This window comes from Paraburkholderia sp. UYCP14C (assembly GCF_004197395.1).
Lineage (GTDB): Bacteria > Pseudomonadota > Gammaproteobacteria > Burkholderiales > Burkholderiaceae > Paraburkholderia.
Genome location: NZ_SELS01000016.1, coordinates 76101 through 100120, shown reverse-complemented (window position 1 = coordinate 100120; position 24020 = coordinate 76101). Strand labels below are relative to the sequence as shown.

The 24020-nt window shown below is 61.9% G+C and carries 26 protein-coding genes and 1 pseudogene; 14 read left to right on the top strand and 13 right to left on the bottom strand.

The annotated features are described in order from the left end of the window. The first annotated feature begins 23 nt into the window (after positions 1-23). From EVC45_RS17105 to EVC45_RS46720, 3 genes and pseudogenes are all read left to right on the top strand, one after another. Positions 24-1667, top strand: coding sequence for a Na/Pi cotransporter family protein (locus EVC45_RS17105; RefSeq protein WP_129959119.1), 1644 nt, complete (start codon positions 24-26; stop codon positions 1665-1667). A 303-nt stretch (positions 1668-1970) separates the two neighbouring features. Further along, the gene (locus EVC45_RS17100) at positions 1971-3071 is read left to right on the top strand and encodes an NADH:flavin oxidoreductase/NADH oxidase (protein ID WP_129959118.1); all 1101 of its coding nucleotides are present in this window, start codon (positions 1971-1973) and stop codon (positions 3069-3071) included. 67 nt (positions 3072-3138) lie between these two features. After that, a pseudogene (locus tag EVC45_RS46720) lies at positions 3139-3257 on the top strand (cupin domain-containing protein); the annotation flags it as partial. On the opposite strand, the gene EVC45_RS17090 reads toward EVC45_RS46720, so the two are convergent. Both EVC45_RS17090 and EVC45_RS17085 read right to left on the bottom strand, forming a co-directional pair. Further along, the gene (locus EVC45_RS17090) at positions 3258-3650 is read right to left on the bottom strand and encodes a cupin domain-containing protein (protein ID WP_129959117.1); all 393 of its coding nucleotides are present in this window, start codon (positions 3648-3650) and stop codon (positions 3258-3260) included. A gap of 2 nt (positions 3651-3652) precedes the next feature. Next, complete coding sequence (locus tag EVC45_RS17085) at positions 3653-4243, bottom strand: LysE family translocator (RefSeq protein WP_129959116.1); 591 nt, start codon at positions 4241-4243, stop codon at positions 3653-3655. A gap of 100 nt (positions 4244-4343) precedes the next feature. On the opposite strand from EVC45_RS17085, the gene EVC45_RS17080 reads away from it, so the two are divergent. Continuing rightward, positions 4344-5234 (top strand): LysR substrate-binding domain-containing protein, encoded by an 891-nt coding sequence (locus tag EVC45_RS17080; protein ID WP_129959115.1) that lies wholly within the window; start codon positions 4344-4346, stop codon positions 5232-5234. A gap of 38 nt (positions 5235-5272) precedes the next feature. On the opposite strand, the gene EVC45_RS17075 is transcribed toward EVC45_RS17080, so the two are convergent. Next, positions 5273-6163 (bottom strand): LysR family transcriptional regulator, encoded by an 891-nt coding sequence (locus EVC45_RS17075; protein WP_129959183.1) that lies wholly within the window; start codon positions 6161-6163, stop codon positions 5273-5275. A gap of 121 nt (positions 6164-6284) precedes the next feature. On the opposite strand from EVC45_RS17075, the gene EVC45_RS17070 reads away from it, so the two are divergent. From EVC45_RS17070 to EVC45_RS17060, 3 genes are all read left to right on the top strand, one after another. Further along, positions 6285-7025, top strand: coding sequence for an SDR family NAD(P)-dependent oxidoreductase (locus tag EVC45_RS17070; RefSeq protein WP_129959182.1), 741 nt, complete (start codon positions 6285-6287; stop codon positions 7023-7025). An 87-nt stretch (positions 7026-7112) separates the two neighbouring features. Next, positions 7113-7436: an NAD(P)-binding domain-containing protein gene (locus EVC45_RS17065; RefSeq protein WP_129959114.1), complete on the top strand. Its 324-nt coding sequence runs from the start codon at positions 7113-7115 to the stop codon at positions 7434-7436. Positions 7437-7624: 188 nt separating this feature from the next. After that, the gene (locus tag EVC45_RS17060; protein WP_129959113.1) at positions 7625-8287 is read left to right on the top strand and encodes a dihydrofolate reductase family protein; all 663 of its coding nucleotides are present in this window, start codon (positions 7625-7627) and stop codon (positions 8285-8287) included. A gap of 63 nt (positions 8288-8350) precedes the next feature. On the opposite strand, the gene EVC45_RS17055 is transcribed toward EVC45_RS17060, so the two are convergent. Together EVC45_RS17055 and EVC45_RS17050 are read right to left on the bottom strand one after the other, a co-directional pair. Next, the gene (locus EVC45_RS17055) at positions 8351-9829 is read right to left on the bottom strand and encodes a transglycosylase SLT domain-containing protein (protein ID WP_129959181.1); all 1479 of its coding nucleotides are present in this window, start codon (positions 9827-9829) and stop codon (positions 8351-8353) included. Positions 9830-9880: 51 nt separating this feature from the next. Next, the gene (locus EVC45_RS17050) at positions 9881-10165 is read right to left on the bottom strand and encodes a hypothetical protein (RefSeq protein WP_129959112.1); all 285 of its coding nucleotides are present in this window, start codon (positions 10163-10165) and stop codon (positions 9881-9883) included. A 448-nt stretch (positions 10166-10613) separates the two neighbouring features. Between EVC45_RS17050 and EVC45_RS17045 the strand changes: the two genes are divergently transcribed. Further along, positions 10614-11237, top strand: a complete 624-nt coding sequence (locus EVC45_RS17045; protein ID WP_129959111.1) for a hypothetical protein — start codon at positions 10614-10616, stop codon at positions 11235-11237. Between the two features lie 96 nt (positions 11238-11333). Here the strand turns inward: EVC45_RS17045 and flgM are convergent, their stop codons facing one another. The 4 genes from flgM to EVC45_RS17025 form a co-directional block, all read right to left on the bottom strand. Next, positions 11334-11645, bottom strand: a complete 312-nt coding sequence (flgM, locus tag EVC45_RS17040) for a flagellar biosynthesis anti-sigma factor FlgM (RefSeq protein ID WP_129959110.1) — start codon at positions 11643-11645, stop codon at positions 11334-11336. Between the two features lie 940 nt (positions 11646-12585). Beyond that, on the bottom strand, positions 12586-13443 hold the full coding sequence (locus tag EVC45_RS17035) for an enoyl-CoA hydratase/isomerase family protein (protein WP_129959109.1): 858 nt from the start codon (positions 13441-13443) through the stop codon (positions 12586-12588). A gap of 192 nt (positions 13444-13635) precedes the next feature. Beyond that, the gene (locus EVC45_RS17030) at positions 13636-14082 is read right to left on the bottom strand and encodes an Ohr family peroxiredoxin (protein WP_129959108.1); all 447 of its coding nucleotides are present in this window, start codon (positions 14080-14082) and stop codon (positions 13636-13638) included. A gap of 74 nt (positions 14083-14156) precedes the next feature. After that, a complete protein-coding gene (locus tag EVC45_RS17025) occupies positions 14157-14603 on the bottom strand; it encodes an Ohr family peroxiredoxin (protein WP_129959102.1) in 447 nt (148 codons plus the stop codon). A 376-nt stretch (positions 14604-14979) separates the two neighbouring features. Here EVC45_RS17025 and EVC45_RS17020 point away from each other — a divergent pair, with 376 nt between their 5' ends. Continuing rightward, positions 14980-15603 (top strand): isochorismatase family cysteine hydrolase, encoded by a 624-nt coding sequence (locus EVC45_RS17020; protein ID WP_129959107.1) that lies wholly within the window; start codon positions 14980-14982, stop codon positions 15601-15603. 194 nt (positions 15604-15797) lie between these two features. Next, positions 15798-16304, top strand: a complete 507-nt coding sequence (locus EVC45_RS17015) for a helix-turn-helix domain-containing protein (protein WP_129959106.1) — start codon at positions 15798-15800, stop codon at positions 16302-16304. Between the two features lie 57 nt (positions 16305-16361). Here the strand turns inward: EVC45_RS17015 and EVC45_RS17010 are convergent, their stop codons facing one another. From EVC45_RS17010 to EVC45_RS16995, 4 genes are all read right to left on the bottom strand, one after another. After that, on the bottom strand, positions 16362-16820 hold the full coding sequence (locus tag EVC45_RS17010) for a MarR family winged helix-turn-helix transcriptional regulator (RefSeq protein WP_129959105.1): 459 nt from the start codon (positions 16818-16820) through the stop codon (positions 16362-16364). A 304-nt stretch (positions 16821-17124) separates the two neighbouring features. Continuing rightward, on the bottom strand, positions 17125-17397 hold the full coding sequence (locus tag EVC45_RS17005; protein WP_129959104.1) for a hypothetical protein: 273 nt from the start codon (positions 17395-17397) through the stop codon (positions 17125-17127). A gap of 53 nt (positions 17398-17450) precedes the next feature. Then, positions 17451-17897, bottom strand: coding sequence for an Ohr family peroxiredoxin (locus EVC45_RS17000; protein ID WP_129959103.1), 447 nt, complete (start codon positions 17895-17897; stop codon positions 17451-17453). 74 nt (positions 17898-17971) lie between these two features. After that, positions 17972-18418: an Ohr family peroxiredoxin gene (locus tag EVC45_RS16995; protein WP_129959102.1), complete on the bottom strand. Its 447-nt coding sequence runs from the start codon at positions 18416-18418 to the stop codon at positions 17972-17974. Positions 18419-18962: 544 nt separating this feature from the next. Between EVC45_RS16995 and EVC45_RS16990 the strand changes: the two genes are divergently transcribed. The 4 genes from EVC45_RS16990 (at position 18963) to EVC45_RS16975 (ending at position 23958) form a co-directional block, all read left to right on the top strand. After that, positions 18963-19667 (top strand): SDR family oxidoreductase, encoded by a 705-nt coding sequence (locus EVC45_RS16990; RefSeq protein WP_129959101.1) that lies wholly within the window; start codon positions 18963-18965, stop codon positions 19665-19667. A 199-nt stretch (positions 19668-19866) separates the two neighbouring features. Further along, on the top strand, positions 19867-20994 hold the full coding sequence (locus EVC45_RS16985; RefSeq protein WP_129959100.1) for an aminotransferase class V-fold PLP-dependent enzyme: 1128 nt from the start codon (positions 19867-19869) through the stop codon (positions 20992-20994). Positions 20995-21437: 443 nt separating this feature from the next. Continuing rightward, the gene (locus tag EVC45_RS16980) at positions 21438-21905 is read left to right on the top strand and encodes a CBS domain-containing protein (RefSeq protein ID WP_129959099.1); all 468 of its coding nucleotides are present in this window, start codon (positions 21438-21440) and stop codon (positions 21903-21905) included. A 31-nt stretch (positions 21906-21936) separates the two neighbouring features. Further along, on the top strand, positions 21937-23958 hold the full coding sequence (locus tag EVC45_RS16975; protein WP_129959098.1) for an acyl CoA:acetate/3-ketoacid CoA transferase: 2022 nt from the start codon (positions 21937-21939) through the stop codon (positions 23956-23958). Positions 23959-24020 lie beyond the last annotated feature (62 nt).

Here is a 24020-nt window from a genome sequence, read left to right as displayed (position 1 = left end):
AAAAACAAACAGGGAGGTGCAAGATGATCATGATCGTGCTTCATCTCGCGGGCGGCGTCGCGCTGCTGACGTGGGGCCTACATATGGTCGAGTCCGGCCTGATGCGCGCGTTCGGCGCCTCGCTCAAGCGCTTCATGGCGAGGAGTCTCGGCAACCGGCTGAACGCGTTCTGCGCCGGGCTCGCAATCACCGGCGCGCTGCAGAGCAGCACCGCGACCGGCATGATCGCGTCGTCGTTCGCGGCACGCGGTTTGATGCGGCCTGTTACCGGTCTCGCCATCATGCTGGGCGCCAACGTCGGCTCGACGCTGATCGTGCAGGCGTTCTCGCTCGATCTGAGCTGGATCTCGCCGGTCTGTCTGCTGGTCGGCATGACGCTCTTCGAGAAGGGCAAAGGCTCGCGCAATCGCGACATCGGCCGCGCGTCGATCGGGCTCGGCTTGATGCTGCTTGCGCTCACGCTGCTCGTTTCGACCGTGCAACCCGCCGAGAGCGCCCCTGCGCTGCGCACGGTGCTCGGCGCGCTGGCAGGCGAGCCCGTGCTGAACGCGGCGCTCGCGTGCGTGCTCACGTGGGCCGCGCATTCGAGCATTCCGGTCGTCCTGTTCGTGATGTCGCTCGCGAATCTGCATACCGTGCCGATGGACACGGCGATCGCGATGGTGCTCGGCGCGAACGTGGGCAGCGCGCTCAATCCGTATTTCGAGGCCGCGAAGGGCGCTGACCGCAGCCGCAGGCGCCTGCCGGGCGGCAACCTCGTGCTGCGCGGTGGCGTGTGCGTGCTGATGCTCGCCGTGTGCTCGCCGCTCGCATCGCTGCTGCAGCAGGTCTACGACAGCCCCGGCCGTGCGATCGCCGACTTCCACACGGGCGTGAACGTGATGATCGCCGTGGTCTTCATCGGGCTGCTCGATCCTGTCGCGCGACTTCTCGAACGGCTGCTGCCGGCACCGAGCGCCGCCGAAAACGGCGACGCGCCGCGCTACCTCGACGAAGCCGCGTTGCGGGTGCCCTCGCAGGCACTTGCATGCGCGACTCGCGAATTGATCCGGATGGGCGATATCGTCGAAGCGATGCTGTGCGCGAGCGTGCCGGTGCTGATCGCCAACGACCGCCGCGCGGTGAACGAGATCGCGGCCCGCGACGACGCCGTGGATATGCTGCACGATGCGATCAAGAGCTACGTCACCGAAGTGACGCGCGAAACGCTCGACGACGAAGACCGGCGCTGGGCGTCGGCGATCATGACTTCCGTGATCAACCTCGAGCATATCGGCGATATCGTCGACAAGAATCTGATGGAACTGGCGCAGAAAAAGATCAAGGCACAGGTGAGCTTTTCGGCCGAAGGCGCCGAAGACTTGCGCGCGCTGCACCAGTTGGTGATCGACAGTTTTCATCGGGCTCAGGCGCTGCTCGTATCGGGAAGGACGCAGACCGCGGAGCAGTTGCTCGAGGACAAACAGGCGCTGCGGCGTCTCGAGCGCGCCGCGCGGGATTCTCATCTCGGCCGCCTGCGCGAGGGCAAGCCCGACAGTATCGCGTCGAGCTCACTCCATCTCGACGTGCTGCGCGACCTCGTGCGGATCCAGTCGCATATCTGCGCGCTCGCCTATCCGCTGCTCGAGCGCAAGGCGTCTAACGATGGCGGCGCGCAGGTGGCATGACGCGAAGCAGGTGGCATGAGGCGAAGCACGAGGCTTTCGGCGAGCTTCTTCAAAGTGGATCGAGCTGGAGGCCCGGGTTCAGCCAGAAAGACCAGCTCACGCCTATTCTCGTGCGGAATTGGCCTTATGAAAAATCTGCGAATTATCACTCCGGTATCTGGGAACTACGATCTACCTGTCACTCATCACCAGACAGGAGATTTCCATGTCCACTCTCGCAGGCGAAGTCGCCGTCACTAGCGGCGCAACCGGTGGGGTCGGTTTGCCGATCGCCCCGCGGCCTGTCGCCGCCAAAGGCGCTCTATGAGCGACCCGACGCTGTTCACGCCGATACAAGTCGGCAACCTGAAACTAGCCAACCGGATCGTGATCGCCCCGATGGCCCAGTACTCGGCCGAAGACGGCCAGGTGAGCGATTGGCACCTGATGCACCTCGGCCAGTTGGCGATATCAGGCGCGGCTGCACTCACTATCGAGGGGACCGCGGTCAGCCCCGACGGACGCACCAGCTATGGTGACGTGGGGCTCTATTCGGACGACTGCGAAGCCTCCATGGCGCGAGTGCTGCAGGCCGTTCGGCGGTGGTCCGACACGCCCGTTGGAATCCAGCTCAACCATGCTGGCCGGAAAGGGTCCCGGCAGAAATTGTGGGACGGAGGTGCGCAGATTCCATCTGATCACTCAAATGGTTGGAACACCTATGGCCCATCGCCGGTTGCTTTTGCGGCCGGCGAGACACCGCCCATCGCGTTGGACCGCGATGGCCTGGCCGCGATTCGCAACGCCTTCGCGGCCGCAGCACGGCGCGCCTCACGGCTTGGGTTGAACTTCATTCAGATCCTCGGTGGGCACGGCTACCTGCTGCATCAATTCCTCTCGCCGCTGTCGAACCACAGGGACGACGAATACGGCGGCTCATTGGAAAACCGGATGCGCTTTCCACTCGAGGTCTTCGAGGCCGTGCGGGACGCGTTCTCGCACGATCGCCCCGTTACGATGCGGATATCCGCTACCGACTGGGTGGACGGCGGGTGGTCCGTGCAGGACGCGATCGCTTTTGTCCACGCCCTGGAGGCCAGGGGTTGTGCCGCGATCAACGTCTCGAGCGGCGGCTCGGACCCAGCCCCGCAAATTCCGGTCGGGCCCGGCTATCAGGTTCCGTTCGCGCGGGCAGTGAAGCAGGCGACGACGCTCCCCGTCATCGCCGTCGGCATGATCACCGGGTTCGAACAAGCCGAAGCCATTCTCGGCGCGGGAGACGCCGATCTGATCGCGCTTGCTCGGGCCGTGCTCTTCGACCCTCGCTGGCCCTGGCACGCTGCCGCTCACTTTGGGGCTCAAGTCAGGGCGCCGAAACAGTATCTTCGCTCTCAACCCAGTGGGCCGCGAAAGTTGTTCGCCTGAGTCTGTCTCGTCGAGAAGGGGGCGGCGGGTTTGAAGTTTCGACGCCGCCCCCTACTCTCGCAGGCAGAAAGTCGTCATGCAGGTCAACGATCAATACGTGAAGATTGCAAATATGTGCGCACGGCTCGTGTGGCACGAGCATACACAGGAAAACGAACTGTTTTTTTCATGCGCGGTCATCTGAAGTCAGCGTGATCCGCGCAACTGCTCTTCGATCGTTCTCGTCAATGGTGATTCCACGTTCCCCGTATGCTTTGTCTGCACGGGCTCGATCAGCACGATCCAGCATTCGTCGTCCGCGACTGGATTGTGCAGCGTGCCGCGCGGCACCACATGCATCGAGCCCGCGGGCAAATCGACGAGGCGTCCGCCCTCATATTCGATCTTCAGATGGCCGCGCACGACGAAGAACAGTTCATCCTCGTGCTCGTGGTCGTGCCACACGAGTTGCCCGCGCACTTTAGCCACCTTCACATACTGATCGTTGATCCGTGCGACGACTTTCGGCGACCAATAATCCGACACATCACCGAACGCGGTTTCCAGATCGAACGATCCGGCGAACGGATGCGAAGACATGCTTATCTCCAGGTCGGAATGACGGATGCGGCGAGCAGCACGCCCATCGCGAGATTGAGCATGCGCCAGTGACGCGGTGTTTGAAACAGCCGCCCGAGCAGCACACCGAGCGCGCACCACAGTGCGAGCGACGCGCACGCAGCCACCCCGAACGCCGCCCCGAGCAGCATCGCGAGCCGGTTCGGATCGTTTGCGAGCACCGCAAACGACGCCGCCGCGCCAATCGTCATCGCCCACCCTTTCGGGTTGAGCCACAGCAGCAGGAAACCGTTGACGAGCGTAGCCGGGCGCGCGGGACCGTTGCCCGCGGCCGGCGGCCCACTGCGCGCGATGCGCCACGCGAGCCACAGCAGATATGCGGAGCCGAGCGCCCTCACCACCGTTTGCAACGACGGCAGCGTTAGAAGCAGACCGCCGAGCCCGAGTGCGGCGACCGCGGCGAGCAACGCGAGGCCCATGGCGATGCCGAGCATCAGCGGTATCGAGCGTACGAAACCGAAGCGTGCGCCCGAGGCGGTGGCGAGCGTGGTCGCGCCGCCGGGCGTGACGGTCGCGACGGCGACGAACAGTAGAAGCGGGAGTATCGAGGTCATTGGTGCACATCCGGATTAGTGAATCTGCACTGTACGGATCGGCAAGGCATCGTAAAAGCTAATAATATTGATGCGACACATTACGCGACATAATGCATAGATGAGCCGAAACCTCGATCTCGATCTGGTCCGCACCTTCGTTGCCGTCGCCGATAGCGGCAGCATGACGGTCGCTGCGAATCTGCTGCATATGACCCAAGGCGCCGTGAGCCAGCAGGTGAAGCGCCTCGAAGATGTGCTGGATTGCCTTCTGTTCGTTCGCAAGACGCGACGGCTGGAACTGTCGCGACAGGGCGAGCAGTTTCTGGTGAAGGCGCGCGCGCTGCTGCGGCTGAACGACGAAATCTGGGCCGACATGACCGGCCAGCCGTTGCGCGGCGCGCTGCGTGTGGGCGTGCCTTACGATCTCGTGACGCGGCTCGGGCCCGCGATGAAGGCCTTCGCCGACGCGCATCCGCACGTCGAAATCTCGTTGGTGTGCGCGGCGTCGCCGGAGTTGAGCGAAGCGGTGAATAGCGGTCGCCTGGACGTGTCGCTGGTGGAATCTGTCGCGAGCGAAGCAGAAGGTGAAGTGGTCTGCATCGAGCCGTTGGTGTGGGTCAAAGGGCGCGGCAGCGATGCGTGGCAGAAGCGGCCTTTGCCGCTGTCGATGGTGGACGAGCGTTGTGCTTTCCGTCCGGTGGTGCTCGGCGCGCTCGCGGACGAGGGCATCGCGTGGCGCACGGTGTTCGAAAGCGGCAACATCGAGGCGACCGCCGCAACGGTGCGCGCGGGCCTCGCGATCACGGCCTGGCTCGTGTCCACGGTGCCGGGCGATCTTGAGACGTTGACACCTCGAGTCACCGGCTTGCCGGCGCTGCCCGCGTTCGCGATCTGTCTGCGATTGCCCGTGACGGTTCAGCCAGCGGCACAGGAATTCGCGCGCCACGTACGCGAATCGATGTCGAGCGACGCGGGCCCGCGACGCGCACAGCTAGCGAACATCGCTTGACGTATTGCGTTTGCACTGCGTTCACGGACGTCGCGCTTCTACAAACGCTGCGGCAACGCGGCCGCAAAAAATTCTGTGACCCGGCGCACGCGCGCAGGCACGAAACGACGCCTCGGCCAGATGATGCTGACATCACGGGCGTCCCGGATGAAGTCGTCCAGCACGGTCACGATGTCGGGATGCTTGAGCTCGTCGGTCAGCGAGAGCTTCGCGAACAGGCCGATGCCCACGCCCGCCAGCACGGCCGATCTTATCGTCTCTACGCTATTCGACGACAGGTTGCCTCGCACCGGTACGCTGAACCGGCCACGTGGCCCATGAAACGGCCAGTTCGCCGATTCCAGCAGACCGCCGTAGAGCAGGCAATTGTGATCGACGAGTTCCGCAGGGTCCTTCGGCATGCCGTGCTGCTCGAAATAGCGACGCGATCCGACGCAGACCAGCGGGGTGCTGGCAATTCGCTTCACGACCGAATCCGGATCGCTGACGGAACCCACTCGAATCGCGAGATCGATTCGGTCCTCCACCATATCGCGTACGAAATCCGACAACACGAGATCGACCCGAAGACCCGGATGGCGCAATAGCAGTTCGGGAATGAGCGGAAGAACGTGCAGGCGGCCGAACGTCGACGCGCAGGCAATCCGGACAAGGCCCGAGACATCCAGCGTGCTGCTGGTCAGCTCGCTGTCGGCTACCTCGATTTCGTCCAGCAACGGTTTGGTCCGCTCGTAGTATTTCTGCCCCTGATCCGTCAGTGTCACGCTGCGTGTGCTTCGGTTGAATAGCAGCACGCCCAGGCGCTTTTCCAGCGCGCCGATCGCCTTGCTGATGGCCGACTGTGACTCGCCGGTTCTACGCGCCGCGGCGGAAAAGCCACCCGCTTCGACGACGGCGATGAAGGCGTTCAATTCGTGAAACCGGTCCATTGCATTTCTCTCGTGTGGCCTATTCTCCTGGCGAATGGATCCTATGATAATTCCGCTGATTATCTTTCGTTGGGACCGCAATTACGATGTCACTTCCAGTCATCAAAGGCGGAAGGTTCCAATGTCAACTCTTGCAGGAAAGATCGCCGTCATTAGCGGCGCAACCACCGGTATCGGCCTGGCGATCGCCCAGCGGTTCGTCGCCGAAGGCGCTCATGTGTTTATCTTCGGCCGTCGGCAAGGCCAGCTCGACGAGGCCGTCGAACTGATCGGACGCAACGTTACGGCTATCCAAGCCGACGCCGCGAATCTCGATGACCTCGACCGTGTCGCCACGGCAGTCAGGGACGAAAAGGGTGTCGTCGACATCATCGTGTCGAATGCGGGCTATACGGAGCAGGCCTCGATCGACACCATCACGCCCGAGCATTTCGACAAGGCATTCAATCTGATGGCGCGCGGCCCTGTATTTCTGGTGCAGAAGCTGCTGCCGATGATGACAGGTGGTGGATCGATCATTCTGGTTTCGTCGGCCATGCACCTGATGGGCATACCTGGTCACACCGCTTACGCGGCGACCAAGGCCGCGTTGCGTTCGTATGCCCGCACCTGGGCCGCCGAATTCAAGGATCGCGGCATTCGCGTCAACATGCTCAGCCCTGGTGTTACCGACACTCCGATCCTCGATTCGCAGTCAGCGACACGCGAGGATCTGGTGAGCATGTACAAGAGCATGGTCCCGCTCGGTCGGCTCGCGCGGGCCGACGAGATGGCCAGCGCGGCGCTCTATCTTGCCTCCGAGCAGAGTTCGTACATGACGGGCGCGGATTTGATGAATGACGGTGGCATCGGCCAGGTTTGAGGCCCGAGGGTCGCCGTCCACGCCATAGCGTTGCCTGGCGGCGCAAGGTACGCGCTGATCTGGGTCGGACATCAGGAGGAATACACGATGACCTGTTCAACTCTCAGCCCCGGAAAAGTTGCAGCGGCACTCGCCCGCCAGTTCGCCGGCAGCAGTATCGCTATTGGTGTTGCCAACCCGCATAGCCATGAGTCGATCGAGGTGATGGCGAAACAACTCGGTGCGCAGATTGCGGCCATGAGTTTGCAGCATGCGCCGACCACGGAGGTCATGATCCTCGCCGTGCCGATTCGCGCACGCGCCGCCATCGGCGATCAGCCATCTGATTGGGACCGGAGGGTCGTTGTCGATGCGATCGACGACGGCATCTCACCGGATGAGCTGATGGGGCTTCTGAATGCCGCGAGGTGACCGGGAGGTTTAACCAAACTATTGCATCCACAGGTTGAATCCGCCGTTGTTTCCGGCCTTTCCCAAGGACCGGGAATTGATGCAGATTTACCGCCTTCATCGGTATCGGGTACATTAGCCGCAGCATCGAGACTATCCGGAACCCGACGTCCGCCTTTACCTGGCTGGCGTCCAAATGGAGGCAAACGATGACGCGAGTTCGCGTTCAGGGCTTCACCATCTCGCTCGACGGATACGGAGCAGGTCCGGATCAAGACATCAACAATCCGCTCGGCGTCGGCGGGACGGAACTGCACCAGTGGCTAATCCCAACGCGCACGTTCCAGCAGGCCTTGTTCGGCAACGACGGCGGTACGACCGGGGTAGACGATGATTTCGCCGCCCGTGGCTTTCAGAATGTGGGGGCGTGGATTCTCGGTAGGAACATGTTCGGACCCATTCGTGGCGACTGGCCGGACACGAACTGGAAAGGCTGGTGGGGAGACAATCCGCCGTACCACGTGCCTGTCTTCATCCTGACCCATCATGCGCGTTCCCCCATCGAGATGGAAGGCGGCACGACGTTCCACTTCATCACGGGCGGCATTCGCGAGGCGCTCGACCGTGCGCGCGAGGCCGCTGCCGGAATGGACGTGCGGATCGGCGGTGGACCGGACACGATCCGCCAGTATCTTCGGGAAGGCCTGATCGATGAACTGCACATTGCTATCTCGCCGGTCCTGCTCGGCCGCGGAGAATCGCTGTTCGAAGGGGTCGACTTGCGGGCTCTGGGATACGAATGCGTTGAATTCGTAGCGTCGCAGAAGGCGACGCATATCGTCCTGCGGCGCCGGGGGCACACAACCGCGTAACGACTCGTTGAAGGCCAACGTCCGGGACGGGCCGACGGAAAGAGACCTCGGCTGCCGAACCGGTCAAGAAGGTTTCCGCACGCTTTCCACCGCTTTGTTGCGGGCGTTCTGAGCGTCGACGATCAGCTTATACGCGGCATAGTACTTGTAGATATTGCGCACGTAGGTCGTCGTCTCGATACCGATCTTTTCGGCCACGACGATCTCCACATTGTTGAACCACTTATTGGCATCGAGGCCTCGTTGCGCCGCCAGCCCGCGCATCTTCGCGATATTTGCGGGGCCCGCGTTGTAGCTCGCGAATGCAAAGAGCGATCGATCGCTCGCGTTGAAATGGGCGTCAGTGAAGTATTTCGTCATGAGCTGGTCCATGTATTTCGCGCCAGCATGAATGTTCGCTTCGGCAACGGAGATGCTGCCGACGTCCATCTGTTTGCCCGTGGCCGGCATCAGTTGCATGATGCCGACAGCGCCGACGTGGCTGCGGGCCTGCTGGTTCAATTGCGATTCCTGGAAGCCCTGCGCCGCGAGCATAAGTGGATCGAAGCCGTATTGCGCACCGTACTTCTGGAACAGCGCGAGGGTTTGCTGGAACCGCTGCTGTTCATCATCGCCCCCGTTATTGCGGATTTGTTTGATCTTCTTCATGTATTGCGCGAGCCGATACTCTGCGACACCCTGCTTGCTGACGTAACTCTGATAGAAGTCATTCAGCACGGCTTGCAACTGCGGACTGTCTTTTCGGATGGCCCACCCTATGTAGCCTCCGCCACTTACGGCGAGGTCGTCGTGCACCTTGACGCGCGGCAGCACCTGTGCCCAAAGATGCGCCTTCCAGTCGTCCACGACGATGATGCCGAGTAGGCCGGCGTTCAACATCTCCATCTCGTCTTCGTCTTCGAGCGCGTCTGGCAGCGGGGTGATGTGCATCGGTGGCTTGCCGCCCCGGCGAAAGCGTTCGTTCAGAGCGCTCAGGCTTTCGTAGTAGCTCGAAGAGGGGCGCGCGTACACCTGCTTGCCCGCGAGGTCGTCCAACGATGCAAGTGCCGCCGCCGACGGACCCGTGATGACCAGTTCCCGTACCGGCTTGCGATCGCGTGGCGCGACGAAGTCCACGATCTTCAGGCGCTCGTCGGTGGCGGTGAGATTGCCTGCCGAAATATCGCCGAGGCCGCCATTCAGGTTCGCCAGAAGCTTATCGCGCGTGGTTGGGATCAGCACGACCGTGAGCGGCCGCCTGGCGAGCTCGGCTGAGTACTTCTGGTTCACATAGTGTTCAAAGTCGCGTGCAAGCGCGGCCGAGAGGCCGCTCTCGCGGCCTTTGTCGATGAAGTACAGCGTACGGCTATAGGGCACCAGAAAGCGGATCATCCGGCGCTTGAGCATCGCATCGAAGTCGCCGGTCCACGGTCGGATGGCAATGCTTAGCTCACGCGTGCCATTCGGAGCCGCCGGAGCAGAAGCGGCTGGAACTGACGCTGGCGCGGGGTTGGCGGGCTGTGCGGCGCTGGATGGCAAAGGCAATGCGCAACAGGCGAGCATCCAGCCGATCAGAATGCGATTGAAGACGTTCACGATGCGGCAGAAACGCTATCAGTTGCAACCGTGACTGTTCGCGGTCCGATAACAGGTGGTCCCGCCCGGGCCCTTGGCCACGCCTTTGCCATTCGCCGTCTTTGCCTGCCCGCCGCGATTGGTCTGGGTCGTGTGCACCCCATTCTGGTTCGTTTGGGATTGCCAGGCCGTGCCGGTATTCTTGTTATAACCGCCGGCCGTCTGCCCATTGCCGCACACCGTTTCACCGCGGGCATTTCTCGCGCACTCTGCAAACGCGTTCGCAGAGAGGATGACGCATGCCAGTATCACCAAGGTCTTCATGACGCGCTCCTGAACATACTTCGTGCCAGCCGATCAGGGTTGCTCGTGGTGACTCAATCCTGAGCCCGACCGAGGCGCTCTCCTCGACGTGCGCACACGGCCCATTTATTAAGAGTATGGAAGCAGAAACATGACTCGTACATGATGGGGACACCTTTTTTCCACCTTCACCTCGGCAACACACCATTTTTGTCGCGCATCCGATCGGCACCTATAATCCAGGCAGCGAGAAGGTCGTTGTCCCCCCGCTTCGTCTACCCAAACGGTGCGGGACATCAAGCGCAATTAGCTAACGATGGTCTTAATTACTGTAGCGATTACTTGCATTTCTCTTTTGTCCAGGCAAACCGGTACCAGACAATTAGCCGCGGTCAGCGCCTCTTGAACGCTGCAATCCGAACCTGTCGTTTCTCGAGTTTTGAAATGCATTCGCACAGGAGGGATCTCCATGCTTTCCCAGCTTATTAGTCGTTCTTCCATTAGAAAGGCGTGCGCGATGTGCGTTACTGTATTCGGCTTGTGCGCATTGCTGCCCGTTTGCAAAGCGGCGGACGCTTCGGCCCCGGAGGCGCAGGCGAGCGTGCCCAGCGGGGCTTCAGTCGACAGCGAAAGCGGCACGGTCAGTTACATCGACCAGAAGAACGCAATCGTCGTCGTGGACGTTCCGGGGCGGGAGAGTCTCAGCTTCAACGCGAAGGATCACAAGGATGTGCTCAGCTGGCTTCAGGTGGGCGACAAGGTCACGACGCACTATGTCGAACCGTACGTCACCGGACTGACCCTTGCGGCGGGTACGCCTGTGACGCACCTGAACCGTACGGTGAAAGTGACTCAGTTCTCACCTGAAAAGAAAGAGGAAGGTTTTCAGGCCGTTGGAACCTTTGAAGGCGTTGTCGAAGTAACAGGCATCAATAAGAAACTGGGTCTGCTGACATTTGCCGACAAATCCGGAGTGGCTCGTTCGGTCAAGGTCAATCGCCCCGATCTGGTCGACACAATGCATTCGCTCCCGCGCCGCAGCCATGTGCGCATCACGTATGAAACTACCTCGACGGTCATTGTGCAGCGCTAGCGCGGGCTGTCGTGAGCTGCGTCTCGTCCGTCGCTAAACGGATGGATGCCGATGCTCGCCTTCACGGCCGTCGGTGTTGCTGCGTTCGGTCGCCGGTCAGCGAGTCGTCGTTTGCAACAGGTCGCGCGCGGTGCTGAGCACGCCGTCGGCAATCTTTCCGGAATCAACCTTGTAGCTGCCGTCACGCAGCGCGGCCTTGATCGACTCGACCTTCGCCGTGTCGATATCGGAATCGCTCGACGTGTGCAGCGCGGACATTGACGAGAGACTAATCGTCGGATTCTGCGCGCCGGCTGCGCTGACTGGTTGCGCGGATTCGACGGCATCGTTCGCATCGCTGTTGATCGTTGCGCGCTGCGCACCGTTCTGCGGAGTCGCGAGCGGGTAATTGGCGGATTCGATCTTCATGATGTGTGTTCCCCACTTGTTGAGTCCTTTAACGGTTCAGCGTTTGAAATCTTCAGCCTGCCGCGGAAAGCGCAACCCTGTTCGCATGTCGCCGTGAGCCGCTGAGCCTTGCTGGGCGGGCATTCTGATCATCCGCAGCAAATTGCAACAAAGTGTGAGCTACACCACATAACGGCTTTAAGCTGATCCAGCCGAAGCTGAGAATCCGACGGCGGCGGCGACCGACCGGCGGCATCATCGCCGGTCTCCGCGCGACTTCCAGATTGTCTGGCGCGACGTCACCATGATGGCCGGCCATAGCCTGTAGTATGGGAACGCTCTGTCACTACTTTGCTGGCCCGCTGCGAACCAAATGCGCGGCTATGCTTGACAGTACGACGCCGCAACCCCACTTACCTCTCGTGAACAAACGTACCCGCCGCCCGCCCCGCCGCCCGCCGCAGCCTCAATGGCCTTTTCCGCCACGTCGCGATGTGGCTGGTCGCTCCTTTGGGGATCTCGTCGCGCTTCAATATTGCGGCGCGCAGGTATGGCTCTGGCAATGCCGGTGCGGGCGCCAGGTGACTGCTGCCTTGAAGGCGGTGGAGAGCGGTGAAGTGCGTGATTGCGGCTGCCGTGAGCAGCGGCGCGTGTGGCGGTCGCGACCGGGCTCGCCTGCGCTGAAGAGCGGCGAAGTTTTCGGCCAGCTGACCACCGAGCGGTATGCCGGCGATGGATTGTGGGTTTGCCGGTGCGATTGCGGTAGCGAGGTGACAGTGAGCGCCGGACGCCTGCGAATGGGCAAGGCGCGCTCATGCGGCAATTGCGTCGGTGTTTCGACCGACCAGGCGGCGTAGGGCTGCGAATCGCCGGGACGCCGCCCGCGGCCAGGGCGGCGTTGAGCGCAACCGGGCCGCGGCAGGCCGTGTTAGCGGCCGCCGCTCGAATCGCGCGAAGAGGCTCAGCCCTTCGGCGCGCCTGTAAGTGGCGGATCCGTGTCTTCATCGCCAGCCGGTCCTAGCGACGGCAGGTACTTGCCGAAATTCAGTTCGAAGTCGCTCGGCACGCCGTAAGCCAGGCTACGAAGTTTGGCGCGGCGGGCCTGCCCACTCGGCGAGGCCAGCGCCGGGAAGAACAGATCAATGCTCGACTGCAGTTCGGCCGCCGTGGGCATGCCGAACCGATTGATCTGCGCTTTCGCCGCGCCGAGTGTTTCACGGTCGAACGAGGCCAGACGGCGGACGAGCGTATCCACGAAGGAGTCAAGGTCGTCATCGTCCAGCGTGCGGTTCACCCAGCCGTAGCGTTCGGCGACGTCGGCATCGAAGTCGTCGGCGCTGAGGATAAACTCAAGCGCCCGCGCACGACCAATCAGCCGCGGGAGCCATTCCAGCGCTCCGCCGCCCGGGAGCAGACCGACGCCAACCTCGGGGTTGCCGAAAATGGCACTCTGCCTGCTGGCGAAGCGCATGTCGCAGGCCAGCACGAACTCGTTCCCGATGCCGCGCGTGCGGCCGCGAATCTTGGCGATGCTCACCACCGGCGCTGACGAGAGGCGCAGTACGAAGTCGCGCCATAGGCCCAGCACCTCTGGCCGTTCGGCCGCTTTGGCTACATCGAGATGGGCGACGAAAAAATCGGGATTCGCCGACTGGAACACGACGACCTTGACGGAAGGATCCGATTCGAGCTCGGTCATGACCGTCCCCAATTCGACGATCGTGTCGGGTACAAACATGTTGATCGGCGGATTGCTGAAGGTGATCGTCCACCGGCCCGGATGGCTACGGTCGACGTCGAACTGCGAGGAGTCTGGCATGGTGCTTCTCCTAAGACGATTAGTAGACCAACGTTGCGTCCAGGGTGATCTCGGGGCCCCGGCAGCTTGCACGTCCGCCAACGCCGTCGACGCACGAACAATGCAATGTTGCGCCTGGTCTTGATGACGGGGATTCCCTGATCGATGTTCAGTGACGGGCACGTGCTCCAGCGGGATCACGTGCCCTGCGGATCACGCCGTGACGATGCTGGTGCTGATCTCGATGTTGCCGCGCACGGACTTCGAATACGGGCAGATCTGATGGGCCCGGTGCGCGATTTTCTCGACGACCTGCTTGTCCACGCCCGGCACGCGAATCTCGAACTCGGCGCCGAGGAACCACGCCGCACCGGTCTGGCCGATGTTCACCTGGATGTCCACGGAGTAGTCGCGCGGCAGCGTGACCTGCTCCAGCTCGGCCGCCATGCCGAACACCGTGGTGTAACAGGCCGACCACGCGCCCGCAAACAGCTGCTCGGCTCGCGGATGCGGCTCGGTGCCGATGTAGTCGAGGTTCTCGACGCCGGGCGCGGTCAGCCTGAGGTCATAGACGCCGTACTCGCCGCTCTGGGCAGCAGGGTCGCGATTGACCGTGGCGTGGGAGTTGCCTGCAGCGAGGACTTTTTCGATCTTTTCCATGATGGATTCCTGTGTGTTTGCGGATATCAGAGAGTTTTAAATCTTTCGCGATTAAGTCGCATGCGACTTACATATTACGCCGTGACGACCTTCAGGCCGACCTCGATGTTGCCGTGCACGGCCTTCGAGTACGGGCAGATCTGATGGGCGAGCTTCGCGATGGCCTCGACGACTTCCGCTTCCAGCCCCGGCGCGCGGATGGTGAACTCGGCGCCGAGGCAAAACCCGTTGCCGACCGTGCCGATACTGACCTGGATGTCCACGGAGTAGTCGGACGGCAGCGTGACCTTCCGCATCGAGGCCGCAATCTCGAAGGCGCTGATATAACAGGCCGACCACGCGCCCGAGAACAGCTGCTCGGCGCGCGGGTGCAGCGCGGTGGCGATGAAATCGCTGCGTTCACCGTTGGGCGCCGAGAGCGCGAGGTTGAGCACGCCGTGCTCGCCGCGCTGAACATCGGGGTCGTGGTTGACCGTGGCGTGGGAGTTGCCTGAGAAGAGGACTTGATCGATCCGGGTCATGATGGGTTCCTGTGTCAGAGAGAGGGTCAAGCGTCTTATATCGCATGCGATGTAATCGCTTGCGTCGAATAATGGACAAAGATGCGTCCGATGTCAATCGCAAAAGATTTAATCGTATCCGCTATATCGATAGGGAGAACGAGGATCGCGCTGCGGCCGGAATGGTGTCGCCTGCCTGGCAAGCTGCCGCAGAGCGCACTCCCGGGGAATCGCCAGGAAAGCCACGCCCTACTTGACGGTATGAATATCATAGTTATATTCTTCGTTCACCACCAACGATGCGCAAGACGTCACGAATCGTCCAACCAAAGCAATCCGGCGCCCACTACGCGACGCGAATGCATTCATTCGCAGACTCATTTCATGGAGTACCGAAATGTCCAACCCTGCATACGACGCGGACCGCACCGGACTGCTGCTGGTCGACCCGTACAACGACTTTCTGTCGGACGGCGGCAAGCTCTTTCCGATGCTTCGCGACATCGCCGCAGAAGTCCGGCTGCTCGATAACCTCCGCGCGACGGTCCATGCCGCGCGAACAGCGGATATTCAGGTCGTCTATGTCCCGCATCGCCGCTGGCAAGCCGGCGATTACGACAACTGGGATCATCCGAACCCGACTCAACGCCTTGTCCAGAAGCGCCAGACGTTTGCCAAGGGCACGTGGGGCGGAGAATGGCATCCTGACTTTGTGCCGCAGGAAGGCGACATCGTCGTTCATGAGCACTGGGGCCAAAGCGGCTTTGCAAACACCGACCTCGACTTTCAGCTCAAACAGCAAGGCATCACGCACGTGATCGTCGTCGGCCTGCTGGCGAATACATGTATTGAGTCTACGAGCCGCTTCGCAACGGAACTGGGCTACCACGTCACACTCGTGCGGGACGCTACAGCCGCTTTTACGAAGGAAATGATGCGGGCCGCGCACGATCTGAACGGCCCCACTTTCGCCCATGAAATCCTGACGACAGCACAGCTGCTTGCTGCGCTTCCCGACTGATCGCCGGGAACACCAGGGCACTCGCGGGCAATTAATTAACCGGTATGCAAGAAGCCGCTGCGCGCGGCAAGAGCCCGCGATTCGCGCGAATCCGCGCGCCACGAGCCCCTCACGCGTGCATCGTGGCGCAAGCCCGCACCAATATTGCTATGATTATCATACTTACAAGCATGGCGATTTCGATGGAGGTTTGAATGACTGCATTGCCCGACAAGAGCGATACGCTGTGCCCGGTCGCGCGGTCTCAGGCCGTTATCGGCGACCGCTGGGCTGTTCTGATCTTGCGCGAACTGTTTATGGGCAATCGGAGATTCGACAGCCTGCTGGCACAGTCGCAGGCGACACCGCAGATGCTTTCGTCCCGGCTCAAACGGCTCGAAGCGGATGGAATGATCGAGCGCAAGCATTACATGACCAAGCCCCCCCGTTACGAATACGAACTCACGGAAAAGGGCCGAGCGTTCCACCCGGTCCTGCTCGCGCTTCGCGAATGGGGCGAAACGTGGCATAAATCGCCGCACGAGGACGTGGCCGTACGCTACACGCATCTCACCTGCGGTAAAGACGCTGGCATCGGCACTGTTTGCCAGTCCTGTGGTGAGCCATTGCGGCGCGAGGATCTGAAGGCTGAATTCAGCCCTTCCTACGCGCAGGAGCGCGCGGCGCGACGGGACGCAGTGAAGAACGGCAAGTCTGCGTGACTTTTACGCGACCGCTGGCTGATACCACTCGCTCGACCAGAACAAGTCCCGCGAGATTCATTCGCCGTTCTGGACCGACTTGATCAGATTGTTCCGCAACGCCACGACCGAGGTCTGAATTTTCGCGAACTCGTCGGGCGCAAGGCCCGTCTCGACGGGGTTCATCTTCAGGGCTTTTTCGCGCAGCCGCCGGCCGCTCTTCGTGAGACTGATCCGCACCTGGCGCTCATCACCGGGATCGCGTTGCCTTTCCAGATACCCCATCGCCTCGAGCTTCTTCAGCATTGGCGTCAACGTGTTGGATTCGAGAAACAGCTTTGCGCCAAGACCACTGACGGTCTGGTTGTCTTCCTCCCACAACGCAATGATCGCGATGTATTGCGGATAGGTCAGCCCGAGTTCCTCGAGTATCGGCTTGTATGCCTTGCCGAACGCGAGGTTCGCGGAGTAGACCGCAAAGCACAGGTAGTCGGAAAGCATCAGGTTTTCGGGTGCCAGTTGATCCCTGGATTTCATGTGTAGCCTCCTTGGCTGGAGCCGAGCGTTTCACGAAAATATAGATCGCGTACGATTGTATCGCATTGTCACCTACTTCGCATCGCTGCCTGGCCGGGTACAACGCCATGTGAATTTCACCGGCCTGGGCCACCCAGAACCGCATCGCAGAACCGCTTTGCTTTTTCCACGTCGTTGGTGCCGACCGCTACATGACTGAACATTGCGTGTTTTTCGGTGAAAAAGTCACCGCCCCCCGGTGCTGCGGCCGGCGCGCACGAGCAACAAAGATGCGCGACGGCCCAGCGCCGGAAGAGTGCACGACTTAGTGGTGTGCGAAGAGGTTATCGCGCTGCGTCACGGCGACATGGCTCCCCGCTTCCGACAGACCTGAGACCGCGCCGCCATAAGCCTTTTCCGCGCCGGTTGCGTCTTCGCGCTCGGCGGCGACGGTTCGCAGGCTCTGACCGCTTTGCGATGACGGTGCGCCGATCGACGGCTTGTAGAAGGGCGCCGGCCCGTAGCCGCTGGCGAACGCGGGTGCGGTGACGGATGCGGAAACTGCGACGAGCAATGCAACGATGAGTTTGGTCTTCATGATGGAAATTCCTTAAAGGATGATGTTCAGTGATGGGCACGTGCCCTGGCGGATCACGCCGTGACGATGCTGGTGCTGATTTCGATGTTGCCGCGCACGGACTTCGAATACGGGCAGATCTGATGGGCCCGGTGCGCGATTTTCTCGACGACCTGCTTGTCCACGCCCGGCACGCGAATCTCGAACTCGGCGCCGAGGAACCACGCCGTACCGGTCTGGCCGATGTTCACCTGGATGTCCACGGAGTAGTCGCGCGGCAGCGTGACCTGCTCCAGCTCGGCCGCCATGCCGAACACCGTGGTGTAACAGGCCGACCACGCGCCCGCAAACAGCTGCTCGGCTCGCGGATGCGGCCCGGTGCCGATGTAATCGAGGTTCTCGACGCCGGGCGCGGTCAGCCTGAGGTCATAGACGCCGTACTCGCCGCTCTGGGCAGCGGGGTCGCGATTGACCGTGGCGTGGGAGTTGCCTGCAGCGAGGACTTTTTCGATCTTTTCCATGATGGATTCCTGTGTGTTTGCGGATATCAGAGAGTTTTAAATCTTTCGCGATTAAGTCGTATGCGGCTTATATATCACGCCGTGACGACCTTCAGGCCGACCTCGATGTTGCCGTGCACGGCCTTCGAGTACGGGCAGATCTGATGGGCGAGCTTCGCGATGGCCTCGACGACTTCCGCTTCCAGCCCCGGCGCGCGGATGGTGAACTCGGCGCCGAGGCAAAACCCGTTGCCGACCGTGCCGATACTGACCTGGATGTCCACGGAGTAGTCGGACGGCAGCGTGACCTTCCGCATCGAGGCCGCAATCTCGAAGGCGCTGATATAACAGGCCGACCACGCGCCCGAGAACAGCTGCTCGGCGCGCGGGTGCAGCGCGGTGGCGATGAAATCGCTGCGTTCACCGTTGGGCGCCGAGAGCGCGAGGTTGAGCACGCCGTGCTCGCCGCGCTGAACATCGGGGTCGTGGTTGACCGTGGCGTGGGAGTTGCCTGAGAAGAGGACTTGATCGATCCGGGTCATGATGGGTTCCTGTGTCAGAGAGAGGGTCAAGCGTCTTATATCGCATGCGATGTAATCGCTTGCGTCGAATAATGGACAAAGATGCGTCCGATGTCAATCGCAAAAGATTTAATCGTATCCGCTATATCGATAGGAAAAACACGGACCACGCTGCGCACAGCAGGTTGCCGCCTGCCCACTGTGCCGCGCCCCGCGGACGCAAACGCCGCTGCCGGGCGCCTCGGGGCCCGTCGCCCTTCGGCCCGGCAAGGCGATGACGGACGGCGTCGTGAACTGTCAGCCCCCAGGAAATTGACAGTGGAGACACGCGACACTTGACACTATGATTTTCATAGTTATATGCTGCGCCCATTGTCATAGACGAAGCGTGAAAGGTCACGATCGTCCAACACAAGCAATCCGGCGCCGGCTGCGCGACGCGATTGGGCAGCTGCGCCGGAAGGCGCGGCGCAACGGCTCGGTAAGCGAATGCAGCCCTGTTTCCATCACATCGCACGCACGGCGAGCCGGCGCGCATGCGATTCATCATGCGAAAGGAAGGACTATGAAGATTGAAGATGCTGTCGTTTTCGTGACGGGCGCGAACCGCGGGCTTGGCCTGGAGTTCGCGAAACAGGCGCTCGAACGAGGGGCGCGAAAGGTCTATGCGGGCGCACGCGATCCGGCCAGCGTGACGCTGCCGGGAGTCGTCCCCGTGAAACTCGACGTGACCGATCCGGCGTCGGTGGCCGCTGCCGCGGACGCGGCGCGCGACGTCACGCTGCTGATCAACAACGCCGGCATTGCGCGGCTCGGCAGCCTGACGGACGACGGCGGGCCCGAGGCGTTGCGCGATCACTTCGAAACCAATGTATTCGGCATACTGGCGATGTCGCGTGCGTTCGCGGGGAGCCTTGCCGTGAACGGCGGCGGCGCGATCCTGAACGTGCTGTCCGTCGCGAGCTGGGTGAACCGGCCGATTCTGTCTGCCTACGGCGTGTCGAAGTCGGCCGCGTGGGGTCTGACCAACGGCCTGCGCCAATCGCTGCGCGAGCAGCGCACGCAGGTCGTCGGTCTGCATGCGGGGTTCATCGATACGGATCTGGTCCGCGACCTGGACGTTCCCAAGGCGACGCCAACTGACGTCGTGCGCCAGGCGTACGACGCTATCGAGGCCGGCGCGCAGGAAGTGTCCACCGATGAGTTCACGCGGCAGGTCAAGGCCGGACTGTCTGCGGGCATCTATTTGAACGAACCGGCGGCTCACTGACGACGCCGAAGCCGTGCCGTCGCGTGTGCCGTCACGCGGCGGCCGCGTCTGCCGGGATGGGCCGCGGTGCAACTCGACGGCTGCTCCATACCGAAAGTTGCCGAATGGGTAGCGCGGACGTCCCGGCCGATGCCGTTGCAGGTGGCTTTCGTTAGAATCTGGTTTCGATTGTCTTATTAGTCAATAACCGGAGACGAACGTGCCAGGCTTACTTCCCGATGTCGACCGCGAGGGGCTCCTCGAATATTCGGTCGTGTACACCGACCGATCAATCAATCACATGTCGCAGCTCTTTCAAGGAGTCGTACGCGATATTTCCGGCGCCCTGAAAAAAGTCTACAACGCGCAGTCGGTCGTGATCGTCCCGGGCAGCGGGACTTTCGGCATGGAGGCGGTCGCCCGCCAGTTCGCGACGAACAGAAAGTGTCTGGTCATCCGCAACGGCTGGTTCAGTTTCCGCTGGTCGCAGATTTTCGACATGGGCGGGATTCCGTCTGAAACGACCGTGTTGAAGGCGCGTCCGGTCGAACCGGGCAGGCAGGCCGCCTACGCACCGCCTCCGATCGAAGAAGTCGTCGCTGCCATCAAGGAAAACAAGCCGGATCTGGTCTTTGCGCCGCATGTCGAAACCGCATCCGGGATGATGCTGCCCGATGCTTATTTGCGCGCAGTGTCCGACGCCGTGCATGCCGTCGGCGGCATGTTCGTGCTGGATTGCATCGCCTCCGGCACGATCTGGGTGGACATGCAGGCGAGCGGCGTCGATATCCTGATCAGCGCACCGCAAAAGGGCTGGAGCGCGTCACCCTGCTGCGCGCTGGTCATGCTCAGCCCTCTCGCCCGCGAACGAATCGACGCAACCACCAGCACCAGTTTCGCCTGCGATCTGCGCAAATGGCTGGAGATCATGACAGCCTACGAGAACGGCGGGTTCGCATACCACGCCACGATGCCCACGGACAGCCTCGCGACGCTGCGCGACGTCATCAAGGAAACCGACGCATACGGCTTCGACAAAGTGAGAGCGGAGCAGCTCGAACTCGGCAAGCGCATTCGCGCACTGCTGAGTGACAAAGGTTTCAGAAGCGTGGCGGCCGAAGGTTTCGAGGCTCCGGGCGTCGTGGTCTGCTATACGGACGATGACGGCATCCGGTCCGGCAAGAAATTCGCCGATGCCGGCGTGCAGATCGCAGCCGGCGTTCCTCTTCAATGCGACGAACCTGCGGACTTCAAGACCTTCCGCATCGGATTGTTCGGCCTGGACAAACTGCATGACGTCGAAGGCGCGGTCGCCAGGTTCGCCAAGGCGTTGGACGGCATTCTTTAAAGCACTTCCACGAAACACGTGCGCATGGCTTCGCCCTCGCCACCGCATTGGCGCGAGGACTCCGGAACCTGCCGGAATAGCGATGCGCACGCTTGAGGCGCAGCCGACGATCGCCGATCCCAGTATGTGCGGTGGCTGCCGCTCGCTTCACTGACACCACCTTTGCCTTCAGCGCAATCTGGCCCGCCGCGGGCTCGCGTGCGGCGCGCCGCACCGTCCGATCCATGTCGACCGCTACGCGAGCAGCGAATTCCAAGCCGACCTTCCGGATTCGGCGTGAGCCGAACGGGAAAATGTTCGTTCGGCCCAGATCAAGCGACCTACACTGCAATTCAACAAACACAAAAGATCGCCGGCCCTGGCTGGGCCCGGACGATCGCATGCCGATTTCGCTTTGATCGAGCGGAGTCCGTACATGCTCCCCTTTCTGTCTGGAGGCGGTCATGAAAAAGGAGAGGAAGACAGCACGGCAACTTCTGTCCGGGAACCCTCGGGAGGTGATTTCGGTCGGCCCCGACGACACCGTGCTCAGCGCGCTGCATCTGATGGCCGACAAGGATGTGACGACCGTGCTGGTGCTGCAGGGCAGCAATCTGGTTGGCGTGCTGTCTCAGCGCGACTACGCCCGCAAGGTCGAGGTGCTTGGCCGCAATGCCGCCGACACCCGGGTTGGCGACATCATGACCACCCAGGTGCTTTATGTGACGCCCGAGCATACCTGCGAACAATGCCTCGCGTCGATGCATACCAGGCGGATCCGGCACCTGCCCGTTCTCGAATCCGGGCGCGTCATCGGCGTGCTGTCCAACGGCGACGTGCTGGAGGAACTGCTGCAGGAGGACGAACATTTCATCAGGGTCCTCGAAGACGACATGCTCCATCTGACCATCGATACCGGCGGCGCCTATTAGACAATCGCGCTCCAATCAGGCGAGGTGAAACGTGAACACGCAATCAACCGCGGGTGCGCCTTCACCGGCCATCCTCTCCCGCACGTCCGGCAAACTGGCGTCAGCACGCGATGCCGTGCGCCTGATCCGCGAGGGCGATACGGTCGCAACCGGTGGCTTCGTCGGCATCGGCTTCGCGGAAGACATCGCGATTGCCATCGAGGAACTCTGCACGGCGCGTGACGAGGATACGTTGGTCGCCCTCCCCAAGCCCAGCAACCTCACGCTGGTCTATGCGGCCGGCCAGGGAGACGGCAAGGAACGGGGACTGAACCATCTGGCGATGCCAGGACTCGTCAAGCGCGTGATCGGCGGTCACTGGGGCCTCGTGCCGAAGCTACAGCAGCTCGCGGTGGATAACCAGATCGAAGCCTACAACCTGCCGCAGGGCGTGATCAGCCACCTGTTTCGCGACATCGCGGCCGGCAAGCCCGGCCATCTTTCGCGAGTCGGCCTCGGCACCTTCGTCGATCCGCGCTTCGGTGGCGGCAAGCTGAACGAACGCACCACCGAGAACCTGGTCGAGTTGATGCGGATCGGCGACGAGGAATATCTGTTCTACAAGGCCTTCCCGATCAACGTCGCGATCGTGCGCGGCACCACCGCCGACCCGGAAGGCAACGTGACGATGGAGCGCGAAGCCCTGACGCTGGAGGCTCTCGCGATCGCCATGGCCGCGCACAACTGCCACGGTCTGGTGATCGTCCAGGTGGAGCGTATCGCTGAAAGCGGCTCGCTGAATCCGCGCCAGGTGAAGATCCCCGGCGTGCTGGTCGATTGCGTCGTGCTGGCGCCGCCCGAAAACCACCAGCAGACCTTTGCCACGCCATACAGTCCCGCGTTCGCCGGTGAACTTCGGGTCCCCGCGAGCAGTGTGGCGCCGATGCCGATGAGTGAGCGCAAGGTGATCGCCCGGCGCGCGGCAATGGAACTGCAGCCAAACAGCGTGGTGAATCTCGGGATCGGCATGCCCGAGGGCATCGCCAGCGTCGCCAACGAGGAAAGAATCCTCGACCTGCTGACGCTCACCACCGAGCCCGGCGTGATCGGCGGGATTCCAGCGGGAGGCTTGAACTTCGGCGCGGCGACCAATGCGCAGGCGATCATCGACCAACCCGCCCAGTTCGATTTCTATGACGGCGGCGGCCTCGACATCGCCTTTCTTGGCCTCGCTCAGGCCGACCGCATGGGCAACCTCAACGTATCGCGATTCGGGCCGCGCCTGGCGGGTGCCGGCGGTTTCATCAACATCAGCCAGAACGCGAGGAAAGTCGTGTTCGTCGGCACTTTCATGGCGGGCCAGAGCCAGATTGCGGTCGTCGACGGCAAGCTGCGCATCCACCGTGACGGCACGGCCAGGAAGTTCGTCGAGGAAGTCGAGCATCGCACGTTTTCCGGCCCGTATGCGGCCGCATCGGGCAAGCCGGTCCTCTACATCACCGAGCGCTGCGTGTTCGAGCTCGGCGCCGATGGTATGGAACTCATCGAGATTGCACCCGGCGTCGATCTGGAGCGCGATATTCTGGCCAGGATGGACTTCACACCGATCCTTCGTTCGCCGACGCCGATGCCGATGGACGAGCGGATCTTCCTGCCTGAACCGATGGGCCTGCGCTCGAACGTTTTGCGACTGCCGCTGGAAGCACGCTTCATCTACGACGACGACAAGAACATCATATTTCTCAATTTCTCGCGTCTCGAGGTGAAGCGTCCGGACGACATCGCGGCGATCCGCGCTCAGGTATGCCGCGTCTGCGAGCCGCTGGACCACAAGGTCTATGCGGTGGTGAACTACGAGGGTTTCGTGCTGGACCCCGCGCTGGAGGACGCGTATGTCGAGATGGTCGAGGATATGGTGCAGCGCTACTATCTCGGCGTCACGCGCTTTACTACCAGCGCGTTCATGCGCGCCAAGCTGGGCGGCGCACTGACGCGGCGCGGGCTCTCGCCTTATGTTTATGAAACGGAGGCGGAAGCGCAGGCTTACCTGCGCGAACAGTCGCCAGACCGGTAAGCTCTCCGGGGAAAGAACGCGTTGATACCGATTTCAATGCAAGTTTGAAATACCGGTATTAC